22 protein-coding genes and 2 tRNA genes are annotated in these 26,890 nt (G+C 62.9%); 7 read left to right on the top strand and 17 right to left on the bottom strand.

All coding sequences use genetic code 11. The annotated features are described in order from the left end of the window. Positions 1 to 266: 266 nt before the first annotated feature. On the bottom strand, positions 267 to 1,115 hold the full coding sequence (locus tag ACB033_RS00990; RefSeq protein WP_139725012.1) for a patatin family protein: 849 nt from the start codon (positions 1,113 to 1,115) through the stop codon (positions 267 to 269). 140 nt (positions 1,116 to 1,255) lie between these two features. On the opposite strand from ACB033_RS00990, the gene ACB033_RS00985 reads away from it, so the two are divergent. Continuing rightward, positions 1,256 to 2,617 carry an endonuclease/exonuclease/phosphatase family protein gene (locus tag ACB033_RS00985; RefSeq protein WP_371140283.1) on the top strand — a complete coding sequence of 454 codons (1,362 nt, stop codon included), beginning with the start codon at positions 1,256 to 1,258 and terminating at the stop codon, positions 2,615 to 2,617. Between the two features lie 55 nt (positions 2,618 to 2,672). Here ACB033_RS00985 and ACB033_RS00980 read toward each other — a convergent pair whose 3' ends face one another. Genes ACB033_RS00980 through dsrO form a run of 3 tightly spaced genes read right to left on the bottom strand, consistent with a single transcriptional unit; the run spans position 2,673 to position 7,664 of the window. Beyond that, entirely contained in the window at positions 2,673 to 5,780 is a 3,108-nt protein-coding gene (locus ACB033_RS00980; protein ID WP_139723809.1) for a tetrathionate reductase subunit A, read from the bottom strand. After that, on the bottom strand, positions 5,780 to 6,886 hold the full coding sequence (gene nrfD / locus ACB033_RS00975; protein WP_139431925.1) for an NrfD/PsrC family molybdoenzyme membrane anchor subunit: 1,107 nt from the start codon (positions 6,884 to 6,886) through the stop codon (positions 5,780 to 5,782). Before nrfD ends, ACB033_RS00980 begins: the two co-directional genes overlap by 1 nt. Continuing rightward, a complete protein-coding gene (gene dsrO, locus ACB033_RS00970) occupies positions 6,876 to 7,664 on the bottom strand; it encodes a sulfate reduction electron transfer complex DsrMKJOP subunit DsrO (protein ID WP_044800609.1) in 789 nt (262 codons plus the stop codon). The genes nrfD and dsrO overlap by 11 nt, the downstream gene beginning before the upstream one ends. A 258-nt stretch (positions 7,665 to 7,922) precedes the next feature. Here dsrO and ACB033_RS00965 point away from each other — a divergent pair, with 258 nt between their 5' ends. The 4 genes from ACB033_RS00965 to fumC all read left to right on the top strand — a co-directional run bounded on the left by ACB033_RS00965 (position 7,923) and on the right by fumC (position 12,952). Then, the gene (locus tag ACB033_RS00965; RefSeq protein ID WP_139723811.1) at positions 7,923 to 9,854 is read left to right on the top strand and encodes a sensor histidine kinase; all 1,932 of its coding nucleotides are present in this window, start codon (positions 7,923 to 7,925) and stop codon (positions 9,852 to 9,854) included. 1 nt (position 9,855) lies between these two features. Further along, positions 9,856 to 10,467, top strand: coding sequence for a response regulator transcription factor (locus ACB033_RS00960; RefSeq protein ID WP_139723813.1), 612 nt, complete (start codon positions 9,856 to 9,858; stop codon positions 10,465 to 10,467). A 288-nt stretch (positions 10,468 to 10,755) separates the two neighbouring features. Then, a complete protein-coding gene (gene pepE, locus ACB033_RS00955; protein WP_042006908.1) occupies positions 10,756 to 11,484 on the top strand; it encodes a dipeptidase PepE in 729 nt (242 codons plus the stop codon). Between the two features lie 73 nt (positions 11,485 to 11,557). Continuing rightward, entirely contained in the window at positions 11,558 to 12,952 is a 1,395-nt protein-coding gene (gene fumC, locus ACB033_RS00950; RefSeq protein ID WP_139431592.1) for a class II fumarate hydratase, read from the top strand. 67 nt (positions 12,953 to 13,019) lie between these two features. Here fumC and ACB033_RS00945 read toward each other — a convergent pair whose 3' ends face one another. Beyond that, positions 13,020 to 13,394, bottom strand: coding sequence for a DUF1090 domain-containing protein (locus tag ACB033_RS00945; RefSeq protein ID WP_139431593.1), 375 nt, complete (start codon positions 13,392 to 13,394; stop codon positions 13,020 to 13,022). Positions 13,395 to 13,571: 177 nt separating this feature from the next. Here ACB033_RS00945 and ACB033_RS00940 point away from each other — a divergent pair, with 177 nt between their 5' ends. Beyond that, entirely contained in the window at positions 13,572 to 13,925 is a 354-nt protein-coding gene (locus tag ACB033_RS00940) for a DsrE/DsrF/TusD sulfur relay family protein (protein ID WP_005298170.1), read from the top strand. Between the two features lie 135 nt (positions 13,926 to 14,060). Continuing rightward, positions 14,061 to 15,143, top strand: coding sequence for a protoglobin domain-containing protein (locus tag ACB033_RS00935; protein ID WP_010633118.1), 1,083 nt, complete (start codon positions 14,061 to 14,063; stop codon positions 15,141 to 15,143). On the opposite strand, the gene ACB033_RS00930 is transcribed toward ACB033_RS00935, so the two are convergent. The 12 genes from ACB033_RS00930 to tpiA all read right to left on the bottom strand — a co-directional run bounded on the left by ACB033_RS00930 (position 15,137) and on the right by tpiA (position 26,861). Further along, positions 15,137 to 16,354, bottom strand: a complete 1,218-nt coding sequence (locus tag ACB033_RS00930) for an MFS transporter (protein WP_139431594.1) — start codon at positions 16,352 to 16,354, stop codon at positions 15,137 to 15,139. The two genes, ACB033_RS00935 and ACB033_RS00930, sit on opposite strands and share 7 nt — an antisense overlap. 128 nt (positions 16,355 to 16,482) lie before the next feature. Continuing rightward, positions 16,483 to 18,621, bottom strand: coding sequence for a polyribonucleotide nucleotidyltransferase (gene pnp, locus ACB033_RS00925; RefSeq protein ID WP_005298164.1), 2,139 nt, complete (start codon positions 18,619 to 18,621; stop codon positions 16,483 to 16,485). Between the two features lie 167 nt (positions 18,622 to 18,788). After that, positions 18,789 to 19,058 carry a 30S ribosomal protein S15 gene (gene rpsO, locus ACB033_RS00920; protein WP_005298162.1) on the bottom strand — a complete coding sequence of 90 codons (270 nt, stop codon included), beginning with the start codon at positions 19,056 to 19,058 and terminating at the stop codon, positions 18,789 to 18,791. A gap of 143 nt (positions 19,059 to 19,201) precedes the next feature. Further along, positions 19,202 to 20,152: a tRNA pseudouridine(55) synthase TruB gene (gene truB / locus ACB033_RS00915; protein WP_019839525.1), complete on the bottom strand. Its 951-nt coding sequence runs from the start codon at positions 20,150 to 20,152 to the stop codon at positions 19,202 to 19,204. Position 20,153: 1 nt separating this feature from the next. Continuing rightward, positions 20,154 to 20,588, bottom strand: a complete 435-nt coding sequence (rbfA, locus tag ACB033_RS00910) for a 30S ribosome-binding factor RbfA (RefSeq protein ID WP_005298154.1) — start codon at positions 20,586 to 20,588, stop codon at positions 20,154 to 20,156. Between the two features lie 55 nt (positions 20,589 to 20,643). Continuing rightward, positions 20,644 to 23,346, bottom strand: coding sequence for a translation initiation factor IF-2 (gene infB, locus ACB033_RS00905; protein ID WP_005298153.1), 2,703 nt, complete (start codon positions 23,344 to 23,346; stop codon positions 20,644 to 20,646). A gap of 20 nt (positions 23,347 to 23,366) precedes the next feature. Next, the gene (gene nusA, locus ACB033_RS00900; protein WP_005298150.1) at positions 23,367 to 24,869 is read right to left on the bottom strand and encodes a transcription termination factor NusA; all 1,503 of its coding nucleotides are present in this window, start codon (positions 24,867 to 24,869) and stop codon (positions 23,367 to 23,369) included. Between the two features lie 14 nt (positions 24,870 to 24,883). After that, the gene (gene rimP / locus ACB033_RS00895) at positions 24,884 to 25,342 is read right to left on the bottom strand and encodes a ribosome maturation factor RimP (protein ID WP_005298148.1); all 459 of its coding nucleotides are present in this window, start codon (positions 25,340 to 25,342) and stop codon (positions 24,884 to 24,886) included. Between the two features lie 166 nt (positions 25,343 to 25,508). Continuing rightward, positions 25,509 to 25,585, bottom strand: a tRNA-Met gene (locus ACB033_RS00890). Between the two features lie 92 nt (positions 25,586 to 25,677). Then, positions 25,678 to 25,762: transfer RNA gene (locus tag ACB033_RS00885), tRNA-Leu, on the bottom strand. Positions 25,763 to 25,769: 7 nt separating this feature from the next. Continuing rightward, positions 25,770 to 26,096, bottom strand: coding sequence for a preprotein translocase subunit SecG (gene secG, locus ACB033_RS00880; RefSeq protein WP_010633113.1), 327 nt, complete (start codon positions 26,094 to 26,096; stop codon positions 25,770 to 25,772). Next, positions 26,097 to 26,861: a triose-phosphate isomerase gene (tpiA, locus tag ACB033_RS00875; protein ID WP_139723815.1), complete on the bottom strand. Its 765-nt coding sequence runs from the start codon at positions 26,859 to 26,861 to the stop codon at positions 26,097 to 26,099. Positions 26,862 to 26,890: the final 29 nt, after the last annotated feature.

The following is a 26,890-nucleotide window of genomic DNA, read 5'->3' as shown; positions in this document are numbered from 1 at the left end:
AATCCCTTTTTCCAAAAAGTTCCCCAGCCATTATTTTATTTTGTCACAAGTTGACTCAGCCATTATTTAGCAGAGCTTAATAGTGATAGCGGCTCAACGGAATAATAGTGACCATTTCGCCGAAAATATCGTAAGCAATTATTTATTCACATAATAAGCCGATGCGCCATGGCCGGGTTCCGGGATGGTGCAGACACAAAAAAACCGGGTTGCCCCGGTCTTTGCATCTCGTCCCAGCGATGCTGCCTATGGTCTACCGAATCTCCTCAGGCCGGCACCGGCTCCGCCGCCAGATAGTCGAGAGCTGCCTGCCAGCCCATCCGGTAACCCTGCTCCAGCCGCGCCCGGTCGGTGGTCATGCGGCCGACCCGAAAGTTCGCCGGCGGCACTATGACCCGGATGCGGCAATCGGCCGGTGGCTGGCGGATGAAGTCGATGGCATCGTTGTAGCTTTGATAGCGCGAGAGGCTGGCGCGAGCCAGGGCCGGCGTCTCGCGCAGCAGGTAGCGATGCAGGGCGGGCAGGCGCGGCGCCCGCTTGCGATAGCCCAGCGGGCGGGAGAGCACCACTGTGATGTCGCGCGCCCCCTGCTCATAGGCGTGGCGCACCGGAATGGAGTCGGCCACCCCGCCGTCCGTCATGGCCTCCCCGTCGATGCGCACGAAATCCCGGTAGACCAGCGGCACCGAGCAGGAGGCCTTGATCTGCTGCTCCAGCTCGGCGGCATTGGCCTTGAGGTAGGCGGCCTGGCCGTCCGCGACCCGGGTGGTCACCACGGTCAGCGGCACCGGGTTGGCGGCAAAGCGCGCCAGATCGAGCCGGCACTCGCGAATGGTAATGGCCCACAGCCAGTCGAGATCGAGCCAGTGGCCGCCGCGCAAGAACTTGGCCAGGTTGATGAACTCGGGACGGCAGGAGTAGTCGGTGATGACGTTGTGGTTGCGCCCCTGCTGACCGGCCAGAAAGGCCGCCAGATTGACCGCCCCGGCCGATACCCCGATGCAGTGATCAAACGCCGTGCGGCCCTTGGCCAGAAACGCATCCAGCACCCCGGCGGCGAAAATGCCGCGCATGGCGCCCCCCTCGACCACCAGGGCCGTCTGTCTCCGACTCATCTCGCCTCCCCGTTTTGCTCTGTGAATGGTCTCACACTTTGGCCCATTCAGAGCCCGGCTGCCGGCCGGGATCCCTATAATGGGCACGCCTTCGCTCCCCATGAGCAAGGTATAACTTATTGATGCTACGGAATATTACAATGAAAAATATCAGCAAATCCCTACTGGCCGCTGCCATTTCCCTCGGATTGATGGCAGGCTGTAACAGCCAAAATGACTCCGAGACCCCGACCCCCATGGTTCGCTTCGCTACCTTCAACCTCTCCTTCGATCGCACCGCCGCCGGCATGCTCGCCGGTGAACTGGCCCTCAGTCGCACCGAGCAGGATGCTCTGCTGGCCCGCCTCGCCGATGGCACCTTGAGCGGCACCGAGAAGACCAAGGCCCTCGACGTGCAGCAGATCCGCAACATCGCCGAAATCATCCAGCGCACCCGGCCGGACGTGTTCCTGCTCAACGAATTCGACAATGACGGCAAGGGCAGCGACACCACGGACCTCAAAGCCTTCAACGACAACTACCTGGCCCACGCCCAGCACGACGAGGTGAAGGCCATCAGCTACCCGGTGCTGCAGAACTTTGCCACCAACACCGGCCTGATGAGCGGCCATGACCTCAACCTGGACGGCAAGGTCAACAACGGGCCGGACGACGCCTGGGGCTTTGGCAACTACCACGGCCAGTACGCCTTCGCCGTGATGTCCCAGTACCCCATCGATACCAAGCAGATCCGCACCTTCCAGAAATTCAAGTGGAAGGACATGCCGGGCGAAGCAAACCCGGTCATCGACGACTGCAACAATGCCAAGGCGCCGATCCCGGCCGGCCGCCAGTGCGGCGATGCCTGGTATGACGACGCCGCCTGGCAGGCCTTCCCGCTCTCGTCCAAGAACCACGCCGACGTGCCGGTGCGCATCAAGCGCGGCAACAAGGAGGAGGTGATCCACTTCCTCATCTCCCACCCGACCCCGCCCATCTTCGGCAACGCGGCGCGCCACAACGTCAAGCACAACCGGGCCGAAGTCGCCTTCTGGCAGGACTACGTGGAGACCGCCAGCTACATGGTGGATGACGCCGGCAAGGCCGGTGGCCTGCCTGCGGGTGCCAAGTTCGTCATCGCCGGCGATCTCAACGCCGATCCCCAGATTGGCGATGGGGATCTCACCGCCATTCAGGATCTGCACAACCATGTGCTGGTCAATCAGGCCGTCACCAACGGCGCCCTGATCCCGGTCAGCCAGGGCGGCCCCGAGTGCCTCGCCAGCCAGCCGGATCTGTGCAAGCGCAACAACAACCGCCCCACCCCGGAGCGCATCACCAGCAGCAGCGGCCTGCAGCTCGACCACGTGCTGCCCTCCGCCAACCTAAACGCGGTCGCCTCCGGCGTGTTCTGGCCGGCCAGCTTCGAGCCTGGCTACCACCTGGTGTATGACGCCAAGCTGGGCATCGCCAAGGGTGTCAGCTCGGATCACCGCCTGGTGTGGGTCGACTTCAAGCTGTGACAGTGACGCAGAGCAGATAAGCAACGGGGCCCGCAGGCCCCGTTTTCATTGGTCGTCATACCAGCTTCTCCACCCGGGCCGGCAGCCCCTGACGGGCCGACGAGCCGATGGCCCAGTCCACCAGGGGGTAGCGGCCATGGCGGCTGGGATCCAGCACCGCCAGATCGTTCAGATTGACTCCGGCTCCGCGCAGCGGATTGGCAACCACTTTCTGGCCGTCTATCCAGTGTTCCCGCGCCCCCAGCTCCTTGTGGCCGAAACCGTGCTCGATGGCGATGGCATCGGCCTGCACCCCTGCCACGCACTCGGCCACCCCGATCACGCTGCCATCCGGGGTGCTGACCCGCACCCTGTCCCCGCTCTCGATCCCCAGCTGCGCCGCCGTTTGCGCATTGAGCCGCACCCGGTTGCTGGGGTTCACCTGGCGCAGGCGATCCGAGCCGATACTCATGGAGCTCATGGTGTGGGACTTGTAGCTGGTGAGCAGCAGCGGCCACTGGGCCGGCTTGAACGCCTCGTTGAGCGGCGTACCATCCGCCAGCTGGGGGCGGAAAAAGCGCGGAGTGCCACTCAGGAACTTGCCGCTTTGGCTGTGACGGCGGCTACCCACCTCGGGGTTCCACACCATCAGCGGCTTGGGCCAGCGCTTGCTCGGCTGACCCGCGTCGTCGCGCCCCTTGACTGCCGGTTCGAAGCGCCCGCCGCGGGCGAAGAGGTAGGCGGCGCGACCCGCCTCCTCCACACTCAGGGTGGCGTTGAGGGTGGGCATAATGCGTTCCACCCCAGACCAGGCGAGATCCTCAGGATCTATGGCCGGCACCGGCTCGCCGAGATAGGCGACGTTGGCCGCCCCGTAGAGGGAGAAGTCCGCCGCCTTGTGCAGGGCATGCACCTTGCCATCCGCCCCTTTGAGTGCCCCCTCGCCAAAGCCCGGCAACCCCAGCCGTTTGGCCACCGCGATAAAGAAGGACTCCATGCAGACCGGATCCCCCTCGGCGGTCTTGGCGACGCGAGGCTCCACGATGGGCCAGCGGCCGGTGGAGACCTTGGTCATCACCCCGTGCCAGGCGGTGGCCCAGCCCCAGGACTCGTAGGTCAGGGTATCCGGCACTATGTAATCCGACAGCGCCGACGACTCGTTGATGAAGCTGTCGATGCTGACCACAAGGGGCAGCACGGCAGGGTCTTTGAGCTGCTCGCCTATGGCCTTGCTGAGCCCGGCCTGACCGTAGAGGGGGTTGCCCATGTGGTTGATCCAGGCCTTGATCCGGTAGGGGTAGCCGTTCACCGCCGCAGTCAGGTGCTCGCCGAGCAGGGGGCCCGAGATCGGGAACCAGGGCTCTTGCGCCGGATAGGGGTTCTGACCCGCCTCGCGCTTGCGCCGATACTCAGAGGTCTTCTCGTAGGGGAACTTGGAGCGTGACAGGAAGACCCCGGCGGGCTTGACCATGCCGGGGAAGCTCGCCAGATCGTAGCGCGGCCCCGCCCCGAAGGGATCGAACTTGCCGCCGCTCGCCACGGCGCCGCCCCGAGCGTTCAAGTTCCCGATCATGACGTTGAGCATCATGATGGCCCAGGCCGAGTAGAAGCCGTTGGCGCTCATGGTGCCGCCGTGGGAGACCACTGCCGCCCGGGTGCCGTGGCTGGTGAACTCCCGCGCCAGCGCCTCGATGTCGGCCACCGGCACGGCGCACTCGGCGCTATATTGCGCGAGGGAGTGCTCCCGGCACGCCTCGGCCAGCAGCTGGAAGCTGCTCTTCACCATCAGCTCCCCCTTGGGGCCCTGAATGAGGCGATCCACCCAGAGGTTGGCCCGTTCACACTGACCGGCGGGTCTCGGCTCGCCGCTTCCCATCTCCTCTACCAGCATGGCGTCCCCCTCCCCATAGGCTTCCCCATCAAAGGGCAAGCCAAGATCGCTTGAACGCAGCATCTGGCCGAAGCGCGGGTGGGACTCGTCGCACAGCACCAGATGGCTGGCGTTGCAAAAACCGCGATAACCGGCCCGCTCGGCCGCCTCGGCATTGGGCGCTGCCAGGAAGGGCTCGGCGTAGCGACTGTTGTCGATGATCCAGCGCAGCATGGCCATGGCCAGCGCCGAGTCGGTGGCAGGGCGGATGGGCAGCCAGCGGTTGGCGGGGGCGGACGGCATGTTCACCGTGTTGGGCAGGCTGGGGGCCACTACCACGTAGGAGAACGGCTTGCCCGGCCGCGCCCGGTTCGCCGCCAGCTGACGGGACTGGCGCTTGAAGGGGTTGCCCGATTGCTGGGGCGAGGTGCCCATGAACAGCAGGAAGTCGCTCTCGTCCCAGTCAGGCTTGAGGTGGGCGTTCTTCTCCAGATCGTCGAGCAGGGCGCCGGCCCCGACCCGGAACGACAGGCCGCAATAAGCACCGTGGTTGGCGAAGTTGCGGGTGCCGAAGCTGTTGAAGGTGAAGCGCTTGATGAAGTGATCTCGCCCCTCGTCCGAGGCGTTGCTCACCAGCAGCTGGTTGGCCCTGGGGCCGTACTCCGGGTTGACCGGGTCGAGCGGCTCGGCGAGGTTGCGAATGGCCCGCAGCCCCTCAACCTGGCCCTCGCCAAACAGATCGCCCCCCTCCACCACCTCGGCCACCAACTGCTCGAAGGGGATGCTCTGCCAGCGACCACTGCCACGGGGCCCCACCCGCTTGAGACAACGGGTGACCCGCTGCGGGCTGTCGAGCTGCTCCAGCATGGCGTTGCCACGGGCGCAGGCGGTGGAGCGCCCGTCCAGCCCCCCTTCCTGGTAGCCGCTGGTAGCGAGCAGCGCCTGCTTGACCGGGGTCTTGAAGTCGATGTGATGACGGGCGGAGAGGGGATGATAGGGGTTGCCCAGGATCCGCACTATCTGGTCGCGCTCGTTGTCGATGCGAGCCCGCACTCCGCACAGGGTCCAGCAGCCGAGGCACATGGTGTTGGCAACCCGCTGGGCCGGGTTGGGGTGCAGCTCTCCCTGCTCGTCAACCCGGTACTCCACGGCCAGCGAGTTGCCATGGATGGGATCCCGGGTCGGCTGGCCCGAGCTGCCGGTGGCGAGACCGCTCGCCACCTGCTTGAGGGTGTCGCTGTAACCGGCGACGAACAGCCCGGTGCCACCGGCGATGGCGGCGCCCTTGAGAAACTTGCGTTTGCTGTGATCCATCAGAGTGCCTCGCGTGCAAAAGGAGTGGGTGCCTTGATGGCGGGGGAAACAGAGGGGCGCACCAGCTCCGAGAGGGCCACCAGCAGGGCCAGCAGCAGACCAAAGGTGCCGAGAATGCCGAGCACACCGGCCGGGCCCCAGGCGATTTCATAGAGGTAGACGCCGGCCCCGTACTTGGGTGCGAGCTGCCCCTGAATGAGCACCAGCCAGCGCAGGCCCCACACCAGGTGCAGCCCCAGCAGCGCCAGCCCCCAGAGTGACAGGCGAGCAGAGATCCTTCGCCGCACCAGCATCAACAGGCTAGCCAGCCCCAGGGTCAGCAACAGCCAGTGGGCCGCCAACCGCCAGCTCGGGTCGAGCCGATAGAGGGCTGCAGCCTCTGCCGCCGAGGCACCGCCAAACAGGGCCCAGCCCAGCAGGGAGAGCGCCAGCAGGCCTAACGTCCAGCCGCTCTGGCGCAGCAGGGTCGACTCGGTCTGGGCACGCCAGCCCGCCAGCAAGCGATTGAGCAGCAGCAGGGCACTCTGGGCCCCCAGCACGGCGCTCAGGGTCAACAGCCAGGGCAACCAGGGGGTATGCCAGAGCGGGCGCGCCGCCACCGCCATGGTCTCAAGCCCGGTGTAGAGGGCGATGCTGAGCCCGCTCAGGGCGGCCAGCAAAGAGAGGGGCCGCTGCCAAACGTGCCCCGACCAGCTTCCCAGGCAGAGCAGCCGGGCAAGGCGGGCTATCTTGTCCCCTTCTGCGCCGCGCCGGGCCAGGGCAGGCCTTAGCAGCAGCCAGCCGAGCAGCATGGAGAGCAGGCTGAACAGCGGCAGCAGATAGGCGCCATACCACATGACGGAGCCAAAACGCGTCTGGGCGTAGAAGTGCCAGGCCCGGGCCGGCTGGTGCAGATCCGCGGTCAGGGCGATGGGAGCCACCAGACCAGCCGCCACCATCAGCACCGCCGCCAGGGTCTGCAGCCGCGGGTCCGGCGCCTTGCGCCACAGCTCAAACGCGCCGAGCCAGAGGGCCCCGTAGGCGAGGCCGATGAGAAAGAAATATTGCACCGCCCAGGGCAGCCAGGTGATGGGCTGAGCCGGGGCCAGCAGTTCGTTAATGACCATGGGCTATCTCCTTGCCATCGTCGGTGAGCAGGGTGCGCAGGGCCGGGTTGCCGTCGACCTTGCTGACGAAGGCCTCGTCCATGCCGAGATAAAAGACCCGCGGCTGGGTATTGGCCTCCGGCTTGAGCACCTTGAGCGCCGGCTCGTGTTGGCGCAGCAAGCGGCTTATCCGGCTCTTGGGATCGTTCAAATCACCTATGATGCGCGCCTCGCCGACGCAGCTCTCGACGCAGGCGGGCAAGAGCCCCGCCTCCAGCCGATGGGCGCAGAAGGTGCACTTGTCGGCGGTGTTGGTCTCATGGTTGATGAAGCGGGCATCGTAGGGGCAGGCCTGCACGCAGTAACCGCAGCCGACGCACCAGTCGTTGTTGACCACGACGATGCCGTCGTCGCGCTGGAAGGTGGCGCCAGTGGGGCAGACATCGAGGCAGGCGGGCTCGGCGCAGTGGTTGCACAGCCTCGGCAACATCAAGAGAGAGGCGGGAGCCGCGAGGGCGGCCACGTCGCTCACCTCGTACTGGCTCACCGTGGTGCGAAACTGGCCGAGGGGAGGCTGATTTTCGATGGTGCAGGCCACGGTGCAGGCCTGACAGCCGACGCAGCGGCGCAGGTCGATCAGCATGCCGTAACGCTTGCGCCCGTCCCCCCGGCTGATGGCCGCCCGCCCGTTGCGGGGAGCGGGAACGGACTGCGCCTGAACCTGGGTGACGGGGATCAGGGCAGCCCCTGCGGTGAGGGCGGCGATCCCGGATAACAATCGGCGCTTGCTGGGCTCCATGGCGTCTTTCCTTCTGCTGAGCTGGCTTGAAAGGGGTTGGGCCGATTGTCCTCAACGCAGGAAGTCGCCTCTATTGTGGTTTTCCACATACCGGGAGCCGGGTTGATCCAGCGCAATAAAAAATACCCCAGCCCTGCTGAACTGTGACCGGGGCAGCGTTTGCCCCCCCTCCCGGCCCCGTTCGCGTGCAAGCGCGCGCCCCGGTGATAAACTGCCCCTTTGCACCGAGAGGAGAGCCCCCTGCACGCCCCAGTTCCCTTGCCCCTGCTCAGCCTGCTGCTCTGGCTCGCGCTGTCAGCCCTGCCGCTGCGGGTGCAAGCCGCCCCAACCCCCTCTTCGCCAGCGCCGGCCCGACAGGAATCCGCACCATCCCAGGCTACGCCGGTGCAGGCCATGGCCGAGCCGATACGCATCGGCGTGCTGGCGACCCGCGGCCCGGCCCTGGCCAGAGCCCAGTGGCAACCGCTGCTGCGCTGGCTGGCACAGCGCGTGCCCGGCCATCGCTTCGTGCTGCATCCGCTGGGGCTCGATGAACTGGCCGAGGCCGTCGCCCGCGAGCACCTCGATTTCGTCATCACCAACCCGGGCCAGTCGGTGAGTCTGGCGCGCCAGTACCCGCTGGCCTGGCTCGCCACCCTCAAGAGCCCGGCCGGGGGGGACAACCTCGCCATCGGCGCCGCCCTGGTGGTGCCCGCCCGGGCCCCCTACCGACACTGGCGTGACCTCGAGGGGCAAGCTGTCGCCGCCGTCTCGGAGAACGCCTTCGGCGGCTACCTCGCCTATCGCTTCGAGGCGGGCGAACAGGGGGTTCGGCTGGAGCACTTCTTCTCCACCGTGCAGTTCACCGGCTTTCCGCTGGACCGGCTCATCGAGCGGCTGACGGCAGGGGAGGTGGCCGCCGCCATCGTGCCGGTGTGCCAGCTGGAGCGCATGGAGCGGGAGGGCAAGGTCGCCAGGGGGACGTTTCGGGTGCTGGACGATCAGGCGCCGGCCGGCTTTGGTTGCCAGAGCTCGACCCGGCTCTACCCCAACTGGTCTTTCGCCAAGACAGAGCGGGCCTCCCCCGCGCTGGCGCTGGCGGTGACCCGCGCGCTGTACGATCTGCCCGCTGATAGCGAGGCGGCCATCGCCGCCGATTCGGCGGGCTGGACCGTGCCCACCAGCGAGCTCGCCATCGACCGCCTGCTCAAGGCGCTGGATCGCCACCCGCTGCAGGGCCCCTGGTGGCAAGCGGCCTGGCACTGGCTGCGCCAGCATCAGCAGTGGGGCTGGGGTGCTTTGGTGCTGGTACTACTGCTGGGGGGCCACCACCTGCTGCTGCAATACCTGTTCAACCGCAGCCAGCGCCGGCTGCTCAAAGCCCGCCACCAGCTCGAGCAGAAGGGACGCCAGCTGGCACAGGCCAGACGGCTCGCCGAACTGGGCGAGCTGGGCGCCAACGTGGCCCACGAGATCAATCAGCCCCTCAGCGCCATCGCCAACTACAGCCAGGGAGCCTTGTTGCGACTGGACAAATTGGCACAGGATCCGACCCAGTCTGCCGCCCAGGCCTCCCTGCGTCAGGCCCTGGAGCAGATAGGGCTCCAGGTCCAGCGCATCACCCAGACCGTCAACCGGCTCAGGGCCCGGCTGCAGAAGCGCCCTCCCCGCTTCGCGCCTTGCGACCTGCCCACCCTGGTGGCGGAGTTGCGCCCCCTGCTGGAGCAGATGCTGGCGCCGCTCGACGTCGCCTTCACCCTGCACTGGCGGGGCCAGCCGCGCCGGCTCCCTCTGGATGGCACCGGGATGGAGCAGTTGCTGGTCAACCTCATCAAGAATGGCGCCGAGAGTGCGGCGAAGAGGGTGCGCGCCGCTGTTCACTCTCCTGCTCACCCCCCTAAGCAGGCACCGGCACAGGAGCCTGCCCGGGTCGAGCTGCTGATCGCCTTCGAGTCTCAGAGCCTGCTGCTGGAGATCCGCGACAACGGCGTCGGCCTGAGGGTCCCCGCCACCGAACTGCAGCAGGCGTTTTACAGCGACAAGCCGGACGGCATGGGGCTGGGGCTCGCCATCTGCCGGGAGGTGGTCGAGAGCCATCGCGGCCAGTTCAGTCTGGAGAACCTGAGCCCCCACGGCTGTCTGGCCCGGGTCATCCTGCCCGTGCCACCATCCAAAACCCTCCCTTCATCCACCGACATGCCGAGGAACTGAGATGATGTCCCCCTTCCGCCCCCCGCTCTATCTGGTCGACGACGACGAGGCCGTGCTCGACTCCCTGCGCTTCATGCTGGAGAGCTGCGACGAGCGGCAGCTGTTCAGCTTTGCCGATGGCAAGCGCTTCCTAGCCGAGGTCGACCTGCACCAGCCCGCCTGCCTCATCCTAGACTGCCGCATGCCGGGGCTGTCGGGCCCCGAGGTGCAGCTGCGGCTGAAGGCGGCCCAGAGCCCCATCGCCATCCTCTTTCTCACCGGCCACGGCGAGGTGCCGCTGGCGGTGGAGTCCCTCAAGCAGGGGGCGGTGGATTTCTTGCAAAAGCCGGTGCAGCTGGCCCCCCTGCTCGCCGCCATCGCACGGGCCGAGCAGGCGACCCTGAGCGCGGCCACCCGTTTCGCCCAGCTGACCGCCTATCAGCGGCTCACCCCGCGCGAGCACCAGCTGCTGCAGCTCATCGCCCGGGGCCACAAGAATCAGCAGATAGCGCAGGATCTCTGCATCTCGGTGCGCACCGTCGAGGTGTGCCGCGCCAGCCTGATGAAACGCCTCGAGGCCGATTCCCTGGCCGAGCTGATGCTGCTCTATGCAAACGTCCACTCAGCCCCCTGAGCCCTACCCGAAGGAGTGACCCGGCTTGCCGGGCCGATGCCCATCACCCATCGCTGGCGCAAAGGATCTCTTTGGCTTAGGGCACACGAGTGCCAAGCAGCCCTGACCAGCGCCAGTAGATCCCTCGCCAGCTTCATAAGGCCTCACTTTGGTCAAAAAAAGGTCTCATCAGGGTACATGGCGAGTCGATCACAGAACCCGGCACCGGATCGGGCTAGAATGGGGGCTTCCGTCACCCGGCCGGGGCCGGTGACCTCTTCGCGCTTTCACTTATCGAGGACACGCTTCATGGAACTGCTTCTTCTCAGCAACGGCAAAGCCACCGAATGTCCGGGCCTGCTCGGCTGGGCCCGGGATCGGGTGCAGACCCTGCTCGCCCGCAAACAGGTCAAGCGCATCCTGCTCATCCCCTACGCGGTGATCCGCAGCGACTGGGATGCCCGTGCCCTGGAGCTCAGCGAGAGCCTGGGAGTGGAGGCCATCAGCATCCACCAGTTCGACGATCCGGTGGACGCCATCCAGCAGGCGGAGGCCATCTTCATCAGCGGCGGCAACACCTGGCGCCTCAACCAGCTGCTGCACGAAAACGGCCTGGTGGTGCCCATCCAGCGCGCCGTGCGCGAGCGAGGCGTGCCCTATGTGGGCTGGAGCGCCGGTTGCAACGTGGCGACCCCGAGCATTCGCACCACCAATGACATGCCGGTCTGCAGCGCCGCCGTACTGCCGGCACTGGGGCTGTTCCCGCTGCAGATCAACCCCCACTACCTGGACGCCAGCATCAGCGGCCACATGGGGGAGACCCGCGACGAGCGCCTGGCCGAGTTCTGCGCCATCAACCCGAGCGAACACGTGGTCGCCCTGCGCGAGGCGAGCCTGCTGCAGGTAAGTGGTGAGCAGATCGAGTACTGGAGCGCCCGCGGCGAAGGCTTCAAGATCTTCAAGCACGCCGAGACCACCCAGGAGTTCAGCACGGCGGCGCCGCTGGCCGAGCTGACGCCGTTTCGCCCCCGCGGCTGATTGGCACTGACCGGCGGATAATTCGACAGGGGCGCAGGATGTCGCCCCTTTTTCGCAATGAAGGGAGAACGAGATGAAGAGCAGGAGTGAACACGACAGCTTCGGCGAAATAGCCGTACCGGCCGACCGGCTGTGGGGAGCCCAGACCCAGCGCTCCCTGCAGCACTTCGATATCTCCGGCGAGCGCCAGCCGATGGCGCTGATCCACGCGCTGGCCCGCATCAAGTCAGCCTGTGCCAAGGTCAACCACGCCAAGGGGCTGCTGCCCGCCCGCACGGCGCAGGCCATCATGAGCGCCGCCGACGAGATCCTGTGCGGCCAGCATGATGAGGAGTTCCCGCTGCGGGTATGGCAGACCGGCTCCGGCACCCAGACCAACATGAACCTCAACGAGGTACTGGCCAACCGGGCCAGCGAGCTGCTCGGCGGAACCCGTGGCGAGGGGCGGCTGGTGCACCCCAACGACGAGGTGAACAAGAGCCAGTCGAGCAACGACGTCTTCCCGAGCGCCATGAACCTGGCAGCCGTCACCACCCTCACCAGGCAACTGCTGCCCGCCCTGGCCACCCTGAGCACCACCCTGGCCAACAAGGCGGCTGCCTTCGACGACATCGTCAAGATAGGCCGCACCCATCTGCAGGATGCCACCCCGCTCACCCTGGGGCAGGAGTTCTCTGGCTGGGTGGCCCAGCTCGAGCAGGGGGAGCGCCATATCCGCGCAGCCCTGCCCCATCTGTGCGAGCTGGCGCTGGGGGGTACTGCCGTCGGCACCGGCCTCAACACCCCGCCCGGCTTTGCCGATGCGGTGGCCGCCACCCTGGCCGAGCAGACCGGCCTGCCGCTGGTGAGCGCGCCCAACAAGTTCGAGGCGCTGGCCGCCAGCGACGCCCTGGTCCATGGCCACGGCGCCCTCAAGACGCTGGCCGCCTCCCTCATGAAGATCGCCAACGACGTGCGCTGGCTGGCGAGCGGCCCCCGCAGCGGGCTCGGCGAGCTGCTCATCCCGGAGAACGAGCCTGGCTCCTCCATCATGCCCGGCAAGGTCAACCCGACCCAGTGCGAGGCGCTCACCATGCTGTGCGCCCAGGTGATGGGCAACGACGTGGCCATCAACATCGGCGGCGCCAGCGGCAACTTCGAGCTCAACGTGTTCAGGCCGATGATCGCCCACAACTTCCTGCAAAGCGTGCGGCTGCTGGCGGACGGTATGCAGAGCTTCCACGACCATTGCGCGGTCGGCATCAGCCCGAACCAGCCTCGCATCGACGAGCTGCTGGCCCGCTCCCTGATGCTGGTAACGGCCCTCAACCCCCATATCGGCTATGACAAGGCGGCAGAGATCGCCAAACGGGCCCACCATGAGGGGCTCAGCCTGCGGGAGGCAGCCATCGCCTCCGGTCACCTTACGGCGCAGCAGTTCGATGCCTGGGTGGTGCCGGCCGACATGGTGGGTCGGCGCGGCAGCTGAAGCACCCTGGCGGAAGACATGAGATAAAAAAGAAGCCGGACTGCGCCGGCTTCTTTTTATCGACAAATCAGGATTTGGTAAGCTTGCTGAGCGCGTCCAGCTCGCGCTGGGCGGCCAGCAATTTGGTCTGGGCTTCTTCCAGCTTGGCCTGCTTCTTGGCGATCTTGTCGGGCTTGCCCGTCACCCGGGCGTTTTGCAGCTCGACTAACCGCTCGTTGACCTGCTCCTTGAGCTCGGCCACCCGCTGCTGCTGCTCCTTGAACAGGCCCGCATCGGTGCAGTGGGTCTCGATATTGCGCAGGGCCCGCTCCAGCCCGGCCACCTGGTCCCCGTTGTCGTGCGCCTTGGCAATGGCCAGTTGCTCCTTGACGGCCTGCTGGCGCGCCTTGCAACCGACAGACTCACTGCCATAGGCCTGACCGGCCAACAGCAGCATGCTCATTCCGATAACCTTCCACATAACGACCTCGTTCCCCTGTCATGTTTGATGGCCGCCTATCAGACCGTACTCGGCCGGCCGGGTCAAGGCGCGGGCAAACCGCTACGACAGAGTTTGTGCGACGTCACGCCAATGGCGGGCTGCTGGGTCTACAATGGCGACTTTCATGAGGAGTCTGTTATGAATCAAGAGATTGTCATCATCGCCAACGGCGCCCCCTATGGCAGCGAATCCCTGTTCAATGCCCTGCGCCTGGCCATCGCCCTGGGCGAACAGGGCGGTACCAGCCTGAAACTGTTTCTGATGTCCGATGCGGTCAGCGCCGCCCTGGCGGGCCAGGCCCCGGCCGAGGGCTACAACCTGCGCCAGATGCTGGAGATCCTGCTGGCCCAGGGGGTCACCATCCGCCTTTGCAAGACCTGTACCGATGCTCGCGGCATCACGGCACTGCCGCTGATCGAGGGGATCGAGATCGGCACCCTGCCGCTGCTGGCCCAATGGACTCTGGCCGCCCACAAGGTGCTCACCTTCTAGCACAAGGCAAAAAATGGGCGCAGAGTTGATCTGTCACAACCCTGCGCCATTTGAAAACCTGCTCCAGACTGTTACTGTCTACACTGTCAATTACATAACAATGCGTGCGCCTTCATTTTTGCTCGGGAAACTGTCATGAACCCAACCGAACAGACGCTGCTGGAACAGATGCGGATCACAGAGTTCGAAATCGCCCATCGCAAGGAGCTGCTGCTGCTGGACGAGCAGGATTTCCTCCTGCTCGCCAGCTATCGTCCCAAGATCGAGCCCCACATCGACGCCCTGGTCGACAAGTTCTACACCCTGCAGACCGGGATCACCGAGATTGCCCTGCTGATCGGCGATGCCGACACCCTGACCCGACTGCGGGCGGCCCAGCGCCGCTACATTCTCGACCTGTTCAGCGGCCTGTATGACCTGGAGTACGTCAACAACCGGCTGCGCATCGGGCTGGTGCACAAGCGGATCGGGGTGGAACCCAAGCTCTACCTGGCCGCAATCAACACCCTGAAAGGGCTGCTCATCGAGGATATCTTCACCCAGATCCCCAGCGAGCAGGAGCGGGTCACCATGCTCACTGCCCTCGACAAGCTGTTCCTGTTCGACATCACCCTGGTGTTTGAGACCTATATCCGCAGCCTGGTGTCGGAGATCGAATCCTCCAAGGAGAAATCCGAGCTTTACGCCAAGGCGCTGGAGGAGAAGGTACGCGAACGCACCCAGCAACTGGAGGAGATGAGCCGGACCGATGCCCTCACCGGCCTGCTCAGCGTGCGCCATCTGCAGGAGAACCTCACCCGCACCCTGCGCACCTGCCAGCGTCGCTCCGAGCCTGTGGTCATCGCCTACCTCGACATCAATGACTTCAAGCAGATCAACGACACCCAGGGCCATCAGCGCGGGGACGAGATCCTGCGCATCGTCGGCGACTGCATTCGCCAGGTGTCGCGGGTGGAAGATAGCTGCTTCCGCTACGGCGGGGATGAATTCTGCCTGATCCTGCCCAACTGCAACGAGGATCAGGCCAGGGACGTCTTCCTGCCCCGTCTCAACAAGACACTGGCCGAACGGACCGGTGACGTGACCCTCAGCATAGGGCTGGTGCAGACCGGGCCGGTGCAGTTCGACGAGGGCAACAGCCTGATCCGGCTGGCGGACGAGCGCATGTATGCCGCCAAGAAGGCGATGAAACAGGTCGCCCAGAAGGGTACTCACTGACCCGGGTTGGCCCGGGCCAGCTCGGGGCGCGGAATGCGGGCGCCCCACTCATAGAGCAGGAAGGTCAGCAGACAGAGCAGCGCCATCAACGCATAGAGCAGCTGCCCGTTCCACTGGGCAAGGATCCAGCCTCCCAGCAGAGCGCCGATGGCGCCACCCAGCCCGGCCAGCGCGCCGGCCCCGAAGTAGCTCCCCTTCAGATGCGGGGGCGACATCTGATCGATCAGCACGTTGAGCAGCGGGAACAGTATGGTCTCCCCCACGCTCAGCATCAGCACGGCACCGATCCAGTGCGACCACTGCTGCGGATCCCCCAGCGCAAACAGCACCTGAGCCCCCAGAAACAGGGTAATGCCGACCTGCAGGCGCACCTTGCCCGACCAGCGGGCCAGCAGATGCAGCAGGGGAAACTGCAACAGCACCACGGTCAGGGCATTGGTGGCCACCAGGATGGCGATGAGGCTCGCCACCTCCGGGGTCCCGGCCCGGGTCAGGTACTGCACCAGCGGGGAGTGGAACTGGGAATAGACCAGGTTCATCAGCAGGTTAGCCAGCACCAGCAGCAAGAAGCCCCGATCCCGCCACAGCACCTTGATGGCCACCCGCAAGCCCAGCTCGTTGCCACGGGTCACCGCAACCCTGCTTTGCGCAAATCCCCAGAGGAAGGCAGCCCCCAGCAGCAGATAGCTGCCGCTGAGCAGCAGGAAGGTCTGCTGCTGGGCATTGATGCCCAGGGTCACCCCCAGCAAGGGGCCGAGGGCCGCCCCCAGGTTGAGCAGAAAGTAACGCAGGTGCAGCGCCAGCTCGCGGGCCTTGGCCGAAGCCAGGCTGTCGGCCATCAACGCCTTGCCGGGCGCATCGATGAGCCCGGAGGAGAGGCCGCTGCCGAGCACCCCGAGCCCGAGCCAGAACACAGAGTGGGAAAAGCCGAGCAGGCCGTAGCAGAGCACGGAGACCAGGCAGCCCGCCAGCAGGATGTTGCGCCGCCCCAGCTTGTCGGAGAGCCAGCCACCATAGAAGCTGACCAGAGTGGAGATGGCTGCGGTCGCACCCAGCATGGCGCCGATGGCGGTCGCCGAGAGACCATACTCCCGATAGAGCAAGATGGAGAGAAACGGCCAGACCATGTAATAGCTGGTGCGCACCATGAAGGTGCCCAGGATCACGGTCCAGACCAGGGGAGGAAACTGTCTGAGGAGGGCCCACGACATCACACTGCTCCTTGTTGCCCGTCGCGCGAGAAGCCTTTCGTTATAACAAGGGGCCTCAAGAGAGACAACATCAGGCCACAAATATAAAAAAAGCCGACCCAGAGGTCGGCTTTTCACGGCTCGGCGACTTATTCGGCAGCCGGCTCTTCGACGGCAACGGCAGCCGGAGCGGCGGCAGCTTCGGTCGGGGCGTTCGCTTCCTTGATGGAGAGACGTACGCGGCCCTGACGGTCCACTTCCAGTACCTTCACCTTCACCACGTCACCGATCTTCAGGTAGTCGGCCACGTTCTGCACGCGTGCATCGGTGATCTGGGAGATGTGTACCAGACCGTCTTTGCCCGGCAGGATGTTGACGAAGGCGCCGAAGTCGGCCAGACGGACGACCTTGCCTTCGTAGATGCGGTTCACTTCGATCTCGGCGGTGATGGCCTCGATGCGGCGGATCGCTTCCTTGGCGGCATCACCGTCAACGGCGGCGATGCGGACGGTACCGTCATCATCCAGCTCGATGTTGGTGCCGGTCTCTTCGGTCAGGGCGCGGATCACGGAACCACCCTTGCCGATGACGTCCTTGATCTTCTCCGGGTTGATCTTGATGGTGTGGATGCGCGGGGCGAAATCGGAGATCTCGGCACGCGGCGCCTGGATGGCTTCGTCCATCACTTTCAGGATGTGCAGGCGAGCACCACGAGCTTGCTTCAGGGCAATCTCCATGATCTCTTTGGTGATGCCTTCGATCTTGATGTCCATCTGCAGGGCGGTCACACCTTCAGTGGTACCGGCAACCTTGAAGTCCATGTCGCCCAAGTGATCTTCGTCACCCAGGATGTCGGACAGCACGACGAAACCTTCTTCTTCCTTCACCAGACCCATGGCGATACCGGCAACGGAGGCCTTGATCGGCACACCGGCGTCCATCAGCGCCAGGGAGGAACCACAGACGGAGGCCATGGAGGAGGAGCCGTTGGATTCGGTGATTTCAGAGACCACGCGTACCACGTACGGGAACTCATCGGCGCTCGGCATCACGGCAGCAACGCCGCGCTTGGCCAGACGGCCGTGACCGATTTCGCGGCGCTTCGGGCTACCCATCATGCCGGTCTCACCGACGCAGTATGGCGGGAAGTTGTAGTGCAGCATGAAGCGATCGGCGCGGTTGCCGGTCAGCTCGTCGATGTTCTGGGCGTCACGCTCGGTACCCAGGGTTGCAACGACCATGGCCTGGGTTTCACCGCGGGTGAACAGGGCGGAGCCGTGGGCACGCGGCAGTACGCCGGTGGCGACGGACAGGGCGCGGATCATCTCAGGATCGCGACCATCGATACGCGGCTCGCCACGTACCACGCGACCACGAACGATGCGGCTTTCCAGGCTGTGGAACTCTTCGCCGATCTTCTTGGCATCTTCTTCCACGCCGGAAGCGATGACTTGTTCAACCACGCGAGCCTTGATGGCACCGATGGTTTCGTAACGCACGGCCTTCTCGGTGATGCGGTAGGCTTCACCCAGCTCAGCTGTCGCCAGCTCGGCAACCTTGGCTTTCAGCGCTTCGTTGACGGCAGGCGCAGTCCAGTTCCACGGCTTGGTGCCGACGTCGGCAGCGAATTCGTTGATGGCGTTGATAACGGCCTGCATCTGCTCGTGACCAAAGACCACGGCGCCCAGCATCACCTCTTCGGAGAGGATGGCCGCTTCGGATTCCACCATCAGCACGGCGTTGGCGGTACCGGCAACCACCAGATCCAGATCGCTCTGGGGCAGTTCGGTAGTGGTCGGGTTCAGCACGTACTGACCGTTCATGTAACCCACGCGGGCTGCACCGATCGGGCCGCCGAACGGGATGCCGGAGATGGCCAGCGCCGCGGAGGCACCGATCATGGCAACGATGTCGGGAGAGACGGCCGGGTTCACGGACATGACGGTGGCAACCACCTGAACCTCATTGAGGAAGCCTTCCGGGAACAGCGGACGAATAGGACGGTCGATCAGACGGGAGATCAGGGTCTCGCCTTCGCTCGGGCGACCTTCACGACGGAAGAAACCACCCGGGATACGACCAGCAGCATAGGTACGCTCCTGATAGTTGACGGTCAGCGGGAAGAAATCACGGCCGTGATCGGCCTCTTTCTTGCCAACGACGGTCACAAATACGCAGGTATCGTCCATGCTGACCATGACGGCCGCAGTGGCTTGACGGGCCATCACACCGGTTTCCAGAGTGACGGTGTGTTGACCGTACTGGAATGACTTTACAATAGGATTCACGTGAATTTCCTTTTTACAATTTGGCGCTTTAAATTCGCGTGCAATTATACTTGATTCGATGCAAAAGGTAAGCAGTGACACAAATTCTGTGAGGGCGGCAACAGCCTGACGCGCAATAAAAAAGGGGAACCCGGAGGTTCCCCTTTTTCGCGAAATCTGATGGTCGATTAACGACGCAGACCCAGCTTGGCGATCAGAGCAGCGTAACGCTGAACGTCTTTACGCTTCAGGTAGTCCAGCAGCTTACGACGCTGGGAAACCATGCGCAGCAGACCGCGACGACCGTGGTGATCCTTGGAGTGCTCCTTGAAGTGACCTTGCAGATGGTTGATCTGGGCAGTCAGCAGGGCAACTTGCACTTCGGGGGAACCAGTGTCGTTGGCGCAACGAGCGTTGTCAGCAACGATTTGAGCTTTGATCTCAGCATTTAGAGACATGGTAATACTCCAGTAGAGTGTTTAAAGGTTCACAGCCAATCTCTAATTCAGCCGTGAAATGAGGGCGGTATCATAATCGTCCCCGCCCCTTTTCGCAACGATAAAGACGCGCAACGGGCAAGCAACCTGATACCGCCTGAGGATCACTCCTCGTCGTGGTAGCGCACCAGACGCTTGGGCGCGACGCGTCCCTCGTCGTCGATCTCGCCAACCCCGATGAATTCGCGCTCCGGGCCGACCGTCATGCGGACCTGGCCGCTCTGCGGGCTGCCTGCCACCTGCACGGCCTGGCCCTGGTTCACATAGGCGGCCACGGCAGCCAGCATGTTCACCTCGGGCAGGGAAGCCACCGCGGTATCCATCGGCAGCAGCAGGGGATCCAGCTGCTCGCGCGGCGGAATGCTCTCGGCCTTGGCCTGCTCGAAGATGCACTCGAGCTGCTCCAGGGTCAGCATCCGCTCATAGGGGTAGCTGGCCACCTGGGTGCGGCGCAGCTGGGTGACGTGGGCGCCACAGCCCAGCACTTCCCCCAGATCGTCCACCAGGGAGCGGATGTAGGTACCCTTGCTGCAGTGCACCTCAAGTCGCACCTCATCCCCTTCAAAGCTCAGCAGTTTGAGCTCGAAAACGGTGATGGGACGGGCTTCACGCTCGATCTCGATGCCTTCACGGGCATATTCGTAGAGCGGACGGCCGTTGTGCTTGAGAGCCGAATACATGGACGGCACCTGCATGATGGGGCCGCGGAACTGGTCCAGCGCCTCGATCAGGGTACCCACGGCCACGTTCACCGGACGGGTGGAGACCACCTCGCCATCGGAGTCGCTGGTGTTGGTGCGCTCGCCCAGCTTGGCGGTCACCTCATAGCGCTTGTCCGCCTCCAGCAGATACTGGGAGAACTTGGTGGCCTCGCCGAGGCAGATCGGCAGCATGCCGGTTGCCAGCGGATCCAGGGCGCCGGTGTGACCGGCCTTGGCGGCGTTGTAAATCCGTTTGACCTTCTGCAACACATCGTTGGAGGTCAGGCCGGTCGGCTTGTCCAGCAGCAGGATACCGTGTACGTCACGGCCCTTGAAACGACGTCTACGAGACATCTCAGGCTTTATCCTCAGTAGTGTCATCCGGTGCGGCTTCGTCTTCTTCACGACCGGATTCGGCCATGCGACGCTTGTCTTCGCGGATGGTGTTGGTCACCAGGTTGGAGAGGCGCATCCCCTCAACCAGGGTCTGATCATAGAAGAAGCGCAACTCGGGCACCACGCGCAGGCGCATGGCACTGCCCAGCAGGCTGCGGATGTAGCCGGCGGCTTCGGTCAGCGCCTTGAGCCCTTCCTTGATGCGCTCGGCATCATTTTCCAGCTGCAAGAAGGTGACATACACCTTGGCGTAATTGAGGTCACGGGACACTTCCACATCGGAAACGGTCACCATGCCGATGCGCGGGTCTTTTACCTCGCGCTGCAGAATGAGCGCGATTTCGCGCTGGATCTGCTGTCCGACCCGACGGGTCCGGCTAAATTCTCTGGCCATATTCTATCCTGCGATAAAAGGGGGCCGCGGCCCCCTATTTAATCTGACTCTTGGCTTACAGAGTCCGTTGGATTTCAACGGTCTCGTAAACTTCGATCTGGTCGCCTTCGCGTACGTCGTTGTAGTTCTTAACCGCGATACCACACTCGTAGCCGTTCTTGACTTCGTTGACGTCATCCTTGAAGCGACGCAGGGATTCCAGCTCGCCTTCATAGATAACCACGTTGTCGCGCAGAACGCGAATACGGTTGGAACGCTTGACCACACCTTCGGTAACCATACAGCCGGCAACGGCGCCGAACTTCGGTGACTTGAAGACGCTGCGCACTTCGGCCAGACCGATGATTTCCTGACGGTACTCGGGGGCCAACATGCCGCTCATGGCCTGCTTCACTTCGTCGATCAGGTCATAGATGACGGAGTAGTAACGCAGATCCAGGCTCTCGGCATCGATGACCTTGCGAGCAGAAGCATCGGCACGGACGTTGAAGCCCACCAGGATGGCGCTGGACGCGGCCGCCAGGGTGGCGTCGGTCTCGGTGATACCACCCACGCCGGAACCAACGATCTTCACCTTCACTTCGTCGGTGGAGAGCTTGACCAGCGCATCGCAGATCGCTTCCACGGAACCCTGTACGTCGGCCTTGATCACCACGTTCACTTCGGACACTTCGCCTTCGGTCATGTTGGCGAACATGTTCTCCAGCTTGGCCTTCTGCTGGCGAGCCAGCTTGACTTCGCGGAACTTGCCCTGACGATAGAGCGCCACTTCACGGGCTTTCTTCTCGTCACGCACAACGGTGGCTTCGTCACCGGCAGAGGGAACGCCGGACAGGCCGAGGATTTCCACCGGCAGGGACGGACCCGCTTCCTTGATCTCGCGACCCAGCTCATCACGCATGGCACGGACACGGCCGTATTCGAGACCACACAACACGATGTCGCCCTGACGCAGGGTACCTTCCTGTACCAGCACGGTGGCAACCGGACCACGGCCCTTGTCGAGGAAGGACTCGATCACGACGCCGTTGGCCATGCCGTCAACCACGGCTTTCAGCTCCAGGACTTCAGCCTGGATCAGAATGGCTTCCAGCAGGTCGTCGATGCCTTCGCCAGACTTGGCGGAGACGTGCACGAACTGGCAGTCACCACCCCAGTCTTCGGACATGACGTTGTAGCGGGCCAGCTCGGTCTTGACGCGATCCGGATCCGCTTCCGGCTTGTCGATCTTGTTGACCGCAACAACCAGCGGCACACCGGCAGCCTTGGCGTGCTGGATGGCTTCGATGGTCTGCGGCATCACGCCGTCGTCTGCTGCAACGACCAGCACCACGATGTCGGTTGCCTTGGCACCACGAGCACGCATGGAGGTAAACGCCGCGTGACCCGGGGTATCCAGGAAGGTGATCATGCCGCTGTCGGTCTGTACGTGGTACGCACCGATGTGCTGGGTAATACCACCGGCTTCACCGGCAGCCACCTTGGCTTTACGGATGTAGTCCAGCAGCGAGGTCTTGCCGTGGTCAACGTGACCCATGATGGTCACGACCGGCGCGCGCGGCTTGGCTTCGGAGGTCTCGTCACGATCGGACAGCACCGCCTCTTCCAGCTCGTTCTCACGACGCAGCACCACCTTGTGACCCATCTCCTCGGCGACCAGCTGAGCGGTCTCCTGGTCGATCACCTGGTTGATGGTGGCCATGGCACCCATCTTCATCATCACCTTGATGACTTCAACACCCTTGACGGCCATCTTGTTGGCGAGCTCAGCCACAGTGATGGTCTCGCCGATGATGACGTCACGGTTGACGGCGGCAGCCGGCTTGTTGAAGCCGTGCTTCATCGCGTTCGGGGTAGCCACCTTGCCACGCTTGCCTTTACGGGCGCGCGGGTCACGGGAGTTACGGTCGTTGCGATCGTCGTCGCGGCGACCGGCCTTCTTCGGCCCCTTGGCAGCAGCAGCGGTGCGGCGGCTGGTCTCTTCCTTGCGATCCAGTTCATCTTCAGCAGCCTGGGCGTGCTTGGAGGTGGTCACATGGTAATCGCTGCTCTCTTTGGCGCGAGCGGCTTCTTCTTCAGCCCAGCGGGCTGCGTTCTGTTCCGCCATGACACGAGCCTCTTCGGCTTTCTTGGCGGCGAGTTCTTCAGCCTTTTGCAAAGCTGTTTGTTCCTGTTGGCGCTTCAGTTCTTCTGCTTCGCGCTTGGCCATCTTTTCTGCCTCTTGCTGAGCTGTGCTACTGGCTGCTTTGGCGGGCTGTTGAGCCTGTCGAGCCTTTTGTTGTGCCTCGATCCGCGCCTTTTCCTCAGCTTCACGACGAGCCTGCTCAGCCTCACGGCGAGCCTTCTCTTCAGCATCGAGACGAGCCTTCTCTTCGGCTTCGCGACGAGCTTTTTCTTCTGCTTCCAAACGCGCTTTTTCCTCGGCTTCCGCCTGACGCTGTTCATCTTCCAGCGCCGAGCGTCTTACATAGGTGCGAGACTTGCGCACTTCTACCTGCACTTCCTTGTTCTTGCCGCCAGTCCCCTGAACACTGATGGTGCTCTTGGTCTTGCGTTGCAAGGTCATGCGGGCAGGTGCGGCGACCTCGTCACCTCCATGCTGTTTCTTCAGGTGAGTCAGCAGAGTCTGTTTCTCAGACTCGCTGACCATGTCGTCGGCCTTGCTCTTGCTGATACCGGCATCGACAAACTGCTGGAGAAGACGATCAACCGGTGTGTCGATGTCAGTGGCAAGTTGTTTGACTGATACTTCTGCCATTCATTTTCCTCCGTTTGATCTTAACTAGACTGCTCTTCTCCGAACCAACAGATATTGCGAGCAGCCATAATCAGCTCACCGGCCTTCTCGGCGGTCAGCCCTTCGATATCAGCAAGGTCATCGATGCCTTGCTCTGCCAAATCTTCCAGGGTACCGATGCCGCGAGCGGCCAGGGCGTACGCCATTTCACGGCCGAGGCCGTTCAGATTGAGCAGTTCTTCGGAAGGTTCAACACCTTCAAAGGATTCTTCTTTGGCCAGCGCCTTGGTGGTCAGGGCGTCTTTGGCACGCTTGCGCAGCTCTTCGACCATGTCTTCATCCAGACCGTCGATGGCCAGCAGCTCGTTGACCGGTACGAAGGCGATCTCTTCCAGGGTGGAGAAGCCCTCTTCCATCAGCAGGCCGGCGAAATCGTCATCGATGTCGAGGGTGCTGGTGAACAGGTTCATGATGCGGTCGTTTTCGGCCTGGTGCTTGGCACGCATGTCCTCGACTGTCATCACGTTCAGTTCCCAACCGGTCAGCTGGGAGGCCAGACGCACGTTCTGACCGTTGCGGCCGATGGCCTGAGCCAGGTTGGCGGCTTCCACGGCGATGTCCATGGTGTGGTTGTCTTCATCGACGATGATGGAGGCCACATCGGCCGGCGCCATGGCGTTGATCACGTACTGGGCCGGGTTGTCATCGTACAGCACGATGTCGGCGCGCTCGCCGCTCAGCTCGGCGGAGACCGCCTGAACGCGGGCACCGCGCATGCCGATACAGGCACCGATCGGGTCGATGCGGCGATCGTTGGTCTTGACCGCGATCTTGGCGCGGGAACCCGGATCACGGGCGGCGCCCATGATTTCGATCATCTCTTCGCCGATTTCCGGCACTTCGATGCGGAACAGCTCTTTCAGGAAGTCCGGGCTGGAGCGGCTGACGAACAGCTGGGAACCACGGGCTTCCGGACGCACAGCGTAAAGCAGACCACGGATGCGGTCGCCCGGACGGAAGGTCTCGCGCGGCAGCATGTCGTCACGGAAGATCACGGCCTCGGCGTTGCTGCCCAGATCCAGGATCACGTTGTCGCGGTTGCTCTTCTTGACCACGCCACTGATGATGGTGCCTTCTTTGTCCTTGAACTGGTCAACGACTTGTGAACGCTCGGCTTCGCGCACTTTCTGCACGATGACCTGCTTGGCGGTCTGGGTGGTGATGCGGTCGAAGGTGACGGAGTCGATCTGATCTTCAACATATTCACCGATCTGGATGTCCGGCTGCTCGATCTGCGCCGCTTCCAGGGTGATCTCGGCGTAGGGGTTCTCCATGGCGGCCTGATCCGCGATGACGACCCAGCGGCGATAGGTGTCGTAGTCGCCGGTCTTGCGATCGATCTCTACCCGAACTTCGATCTCGCCTTCATATTTTTTCTTGGTCGCCGTCGCCAGTGCGGTTTCCAGAGCCTGGAAAATCTTCTCGCGGGGAACCGCCTTCTCGTTGGACACTGCGTCAACGACCAGCAAAATCTCTTTATTCATATCCGATAGCCTCGTTAACCAAAGTTCGGCACTATGTTCGCTTTTTGGATATTGGTGAAAGCCAACACTTCGTCCTTACCATCTACCGTCAGAGTGATCATGTCGCCCTGCACGGCTTTGATTACGCCTTTGAACTTGCGGCGGTTGTTTGTTGCCATCCGAAGCGAAACCGCCGCCTCTTGGCCAACGTATTTTTCGAACTGGGCAACCTTGAACAGGGGGCGATCCAGACCCGGGGAGGACACCTCGAGGTAATACTCCTCGGTGATGGGATCCTCGACGTCCATGATGGCGCCAACCTGATGGCTGACTTCTGCACAGTTCTCGACGCTCACGCCATGCTCGCCGTCGATGTAGACGCGCAAGGTGGAGTGTTTACCCGCACGGATAAACTCGATACCCCACAGTTCAAAACCCAAGGCAACGACAGGAGCCTCGAGCAGATCGGTCAAACGTTGTTCCAACGTAGCCAAAGTCACCCTCCGAAAAACAAAAAAAGGGCATAAAGCCCAGATAGAAATAGATTCAGAGTAAATTGCACATAACAAAAAGCCCCGATATCAAATCGGGGCTTGGCGCTTTACCCTGATTGTCGCCTCGCAGCGACCGCCTTCCTGAGCGTAGGAAATGCGTGAAATTTGGTTGCGGGGGCCGGATTTGAACCGACGACCTTCGGGTTATGAGCCCGACGAGCTACCATGCTGCTCCACCCCGCGTCCGAAATCGTGCGAGATTATAGCCACTTCACTCTCGTCACACAAGACTGACTGGCTATAACACACCTGGTCACCCAGGCTGACTGCTTAATTGGTGCCGTGGGCGGGACTCGAACCCGCACACCCTAGAGCACTACCCCCTCAAGATAGCGTGTCTACCAATTCCACCACCACGGCAAAACTCTTACTCGGGAACGTCAGTGTCTTTCTTTACTGGCGCTTTGCTCTGCTCAACCTGTTGGGTCTGTTGCAGATTTTCCCATTCACTACCCTGTTTGACCTTGTTGCTGGACATAGAGCCGAGCACCAGGCTAATCAAAAAGAACAGAGTAGCCAAAATCGCTGTTGTGCGGGTCAGGAAACTGCCTGAACCACCGGAGCCGAATACGGTATTCGATGCCCCTGCGCCGAAGGAGGCGCCCATGTCAGCCCCTTTACCTTGCTGAATCATCACCAGACCAATCAGAGCCAGTGATACCAGCAGATAAACGACCAAAAGAATCTCGTACATTTAACTTGCACCCTTTGCCGCTTCAACAATTCCTAAAAACGTCTGGTCATCGAGACTTGCTCCACCAATCAGGCCGCCGTCAATGTCGGGCTGGGCAAACAACTCTCTCGCATTGGCCGGTGTCACGCTCCCACCATAGATGATTCTGACTTTCTCACCTATGACCGGAGTATCCTCCGCCAAGCGACCACGTATAAAGGAATGAACCTCTTGTGCCTGCTCGGGTGTGGCGCATTTACCTGTACCTACAGCCCAAATCGGCTCGTAGGCGATGATAGCATTATCGAAAGCCATCGCGCCATTTTTCTCTATGACGATATCCAGCTCTTCGGCAATAACCTCGAAGGTTCTTCTCGCCTGCCTTGCCGCACCCGACTCCCCCAAACAGAGGATTGGAACAAGTCCTGCCGACCTGGCCGCCGCAAACTTCTCTGCAACGATAAAACTGGTCTCACCAAAGAGACGCCTGCGCTCGGAGTGCCCTACCAATACGTATCGACACCCTGCCTCAACCAGCATCTGACACGAGATTTCACCCGTGTAAGCGCCATGTCTGTGCTGGCTCACATTCTGAGCCCCCAACTTCATCACCCTCTGCTCACCGAGCAGAGCTGCCGTGAAGTCGAGATGCACATGGGATGGACACAAGACCACGTCTACCTGTTCACCAATACCTTTCAGGCATTGGCCGGCAAACTGCTCTAACTGCGACCTACTACCGTGTAACTTCCAGTTGGCTGCTACAAACGGCTTGCGATGTCCCATCGGCAACTCCCTTGCGAAAGCGGGGCTGA

Origin of the sequence: Aeromonas sp. S15(2024), assembly GCF_041402265.1 — a bacterium.
GTDB lineage: Bacteria > Pseudomonadota > Gammaproteobacteria > Enterobacterales > Aeromonadaceae > Aeromonas > Aeromonas dhakensis.
Note: the sequence above shows the minus strand (reverse complement) of the source record. Positions and strands in the feature narration are given on the sequence as shown.

Coding starts and splice junctions, on each gene's coding strand:
- infB (WP_005298153.1), bottom strand. CDS start 23,346: ATGGCAGAAGTATCAGTCAAACAACTTGCCACTGACATCGACACACCG.
- tpiA (WP_139723815.1), bottom strand. CDS start 26,861: ATGGGACATCGCAAGCCGTTTGTAGCAGCCAACTGGAAGTTACACGGT.
- truB (WP_019839525.1), bottom strand. CDS start 20,152: ATGTCTCGTAGACGTCGTTTCAAGGGCCGTGACGTACACGGTATCCTG.
- pepE (WP_042006908.1), top strand. CDS start 10,756: ATGGAACTGCTTCTTCTCAGCAACGGCAAAGCCACCGAATGTCCGGGC.
- rbfA (WP_005298154.1), bottom strand. CDS start 20,588: ATGGCCAGAGAATTTAGCCGGACCCGTCGGGTCGGACAGCAGATCCAG.
- ACB033_RS00960 (WP_139723813.1), top strand. CDS start 9,856: ATGATGTCCCCCTTCCGCCCCCCGCTCTATCTGGTCGACGACGACGAG.
- ACB033_RS00930 (WP_139431594.1), bottom strand. CDS start 16,354: ATGTCGTGGGCCCTCCTCAGACAGTTTCCTCCCCTGGTCTGGACCGTG.
- ACB033_RS00945 (WP_139431593.1), bottom strand. CDS start 13,394: ATGAGCATGCTGCTGTTGGCCGGTCAGGCCTATGGCAGTGAGTCTGTC.
- dsrO (WP_044800609.1), bottom strand. CDS start 7,664: ATGGAGCCCAGCAAGCGCCGATTGTTATCCGGGATCGCCGCCCTCACC.
- fumC (WP_139431592.1), top strand. CDS start 11,558: ATGAAGAGCAGGAGTGAACACGACAGCTTCGGCGAAATAGCCGTACCG.
- nusA (WP_005298150.1), bottom strand. CDS start 24,869: ATGAATAAAGAGATTTTGCTGGTCGTTGACGCAGTGTCCAACGAGAAG.
- secG (WP_010633113.1), bottom strand. CDS start 26,096: ATGTACGAGATTCTTTTGGTCGTTTATCTGCTGGTATCACTGGCTCTG.
- ACB033_RS00980 (WP_139723809.1), bottom strand. CDS start 5,780: ATGGATCACAGCAAACGCAAGTTTCTCAAGGGCGCCGCCATCGCCGGT.
- ACB033_RS00940 (WP_005298170.1), top strand. CDS start 13,572: ATGAATCAAGAGATTGTCATCATCGCCAACGGCGCCCCCTATGGCAGC.
- ACB033_RS00990 (WP_139725012.1), bottom strand. CDS start 1,115: ATGAGTCGGAGACAGACGGCCCTGGTGGTCGAGGGGGGCGCCATGCGC.
- rpsO (WP_005298162.1), bottom strand. CDS start 19,058: ATGTCTCTAAATGCTGAGATCAAAGCTCAAATCGTTGCTGACAACGCT.
- nrfD (WP_139431925.1), bottom strand. CDS start 6,886: ATGGTCATTAACGAACTGCTGGCCCCGGCTCAGCCCATCACCTGGCTG.
- ACB033_RS00985 (WP_371140283.1), top strand. CDS start 1,256: ATGAAAAATATCAGCAAATCCCTACTGGCCGCTGCCATTTCCCTCGGA.
- ACB033_RS00935 (WP_010633118.1), top strand. CDS start 14,061: ATGAACCCAACCGAACAGACGCTGCTGGAACAGATGCGGATCACAGAG.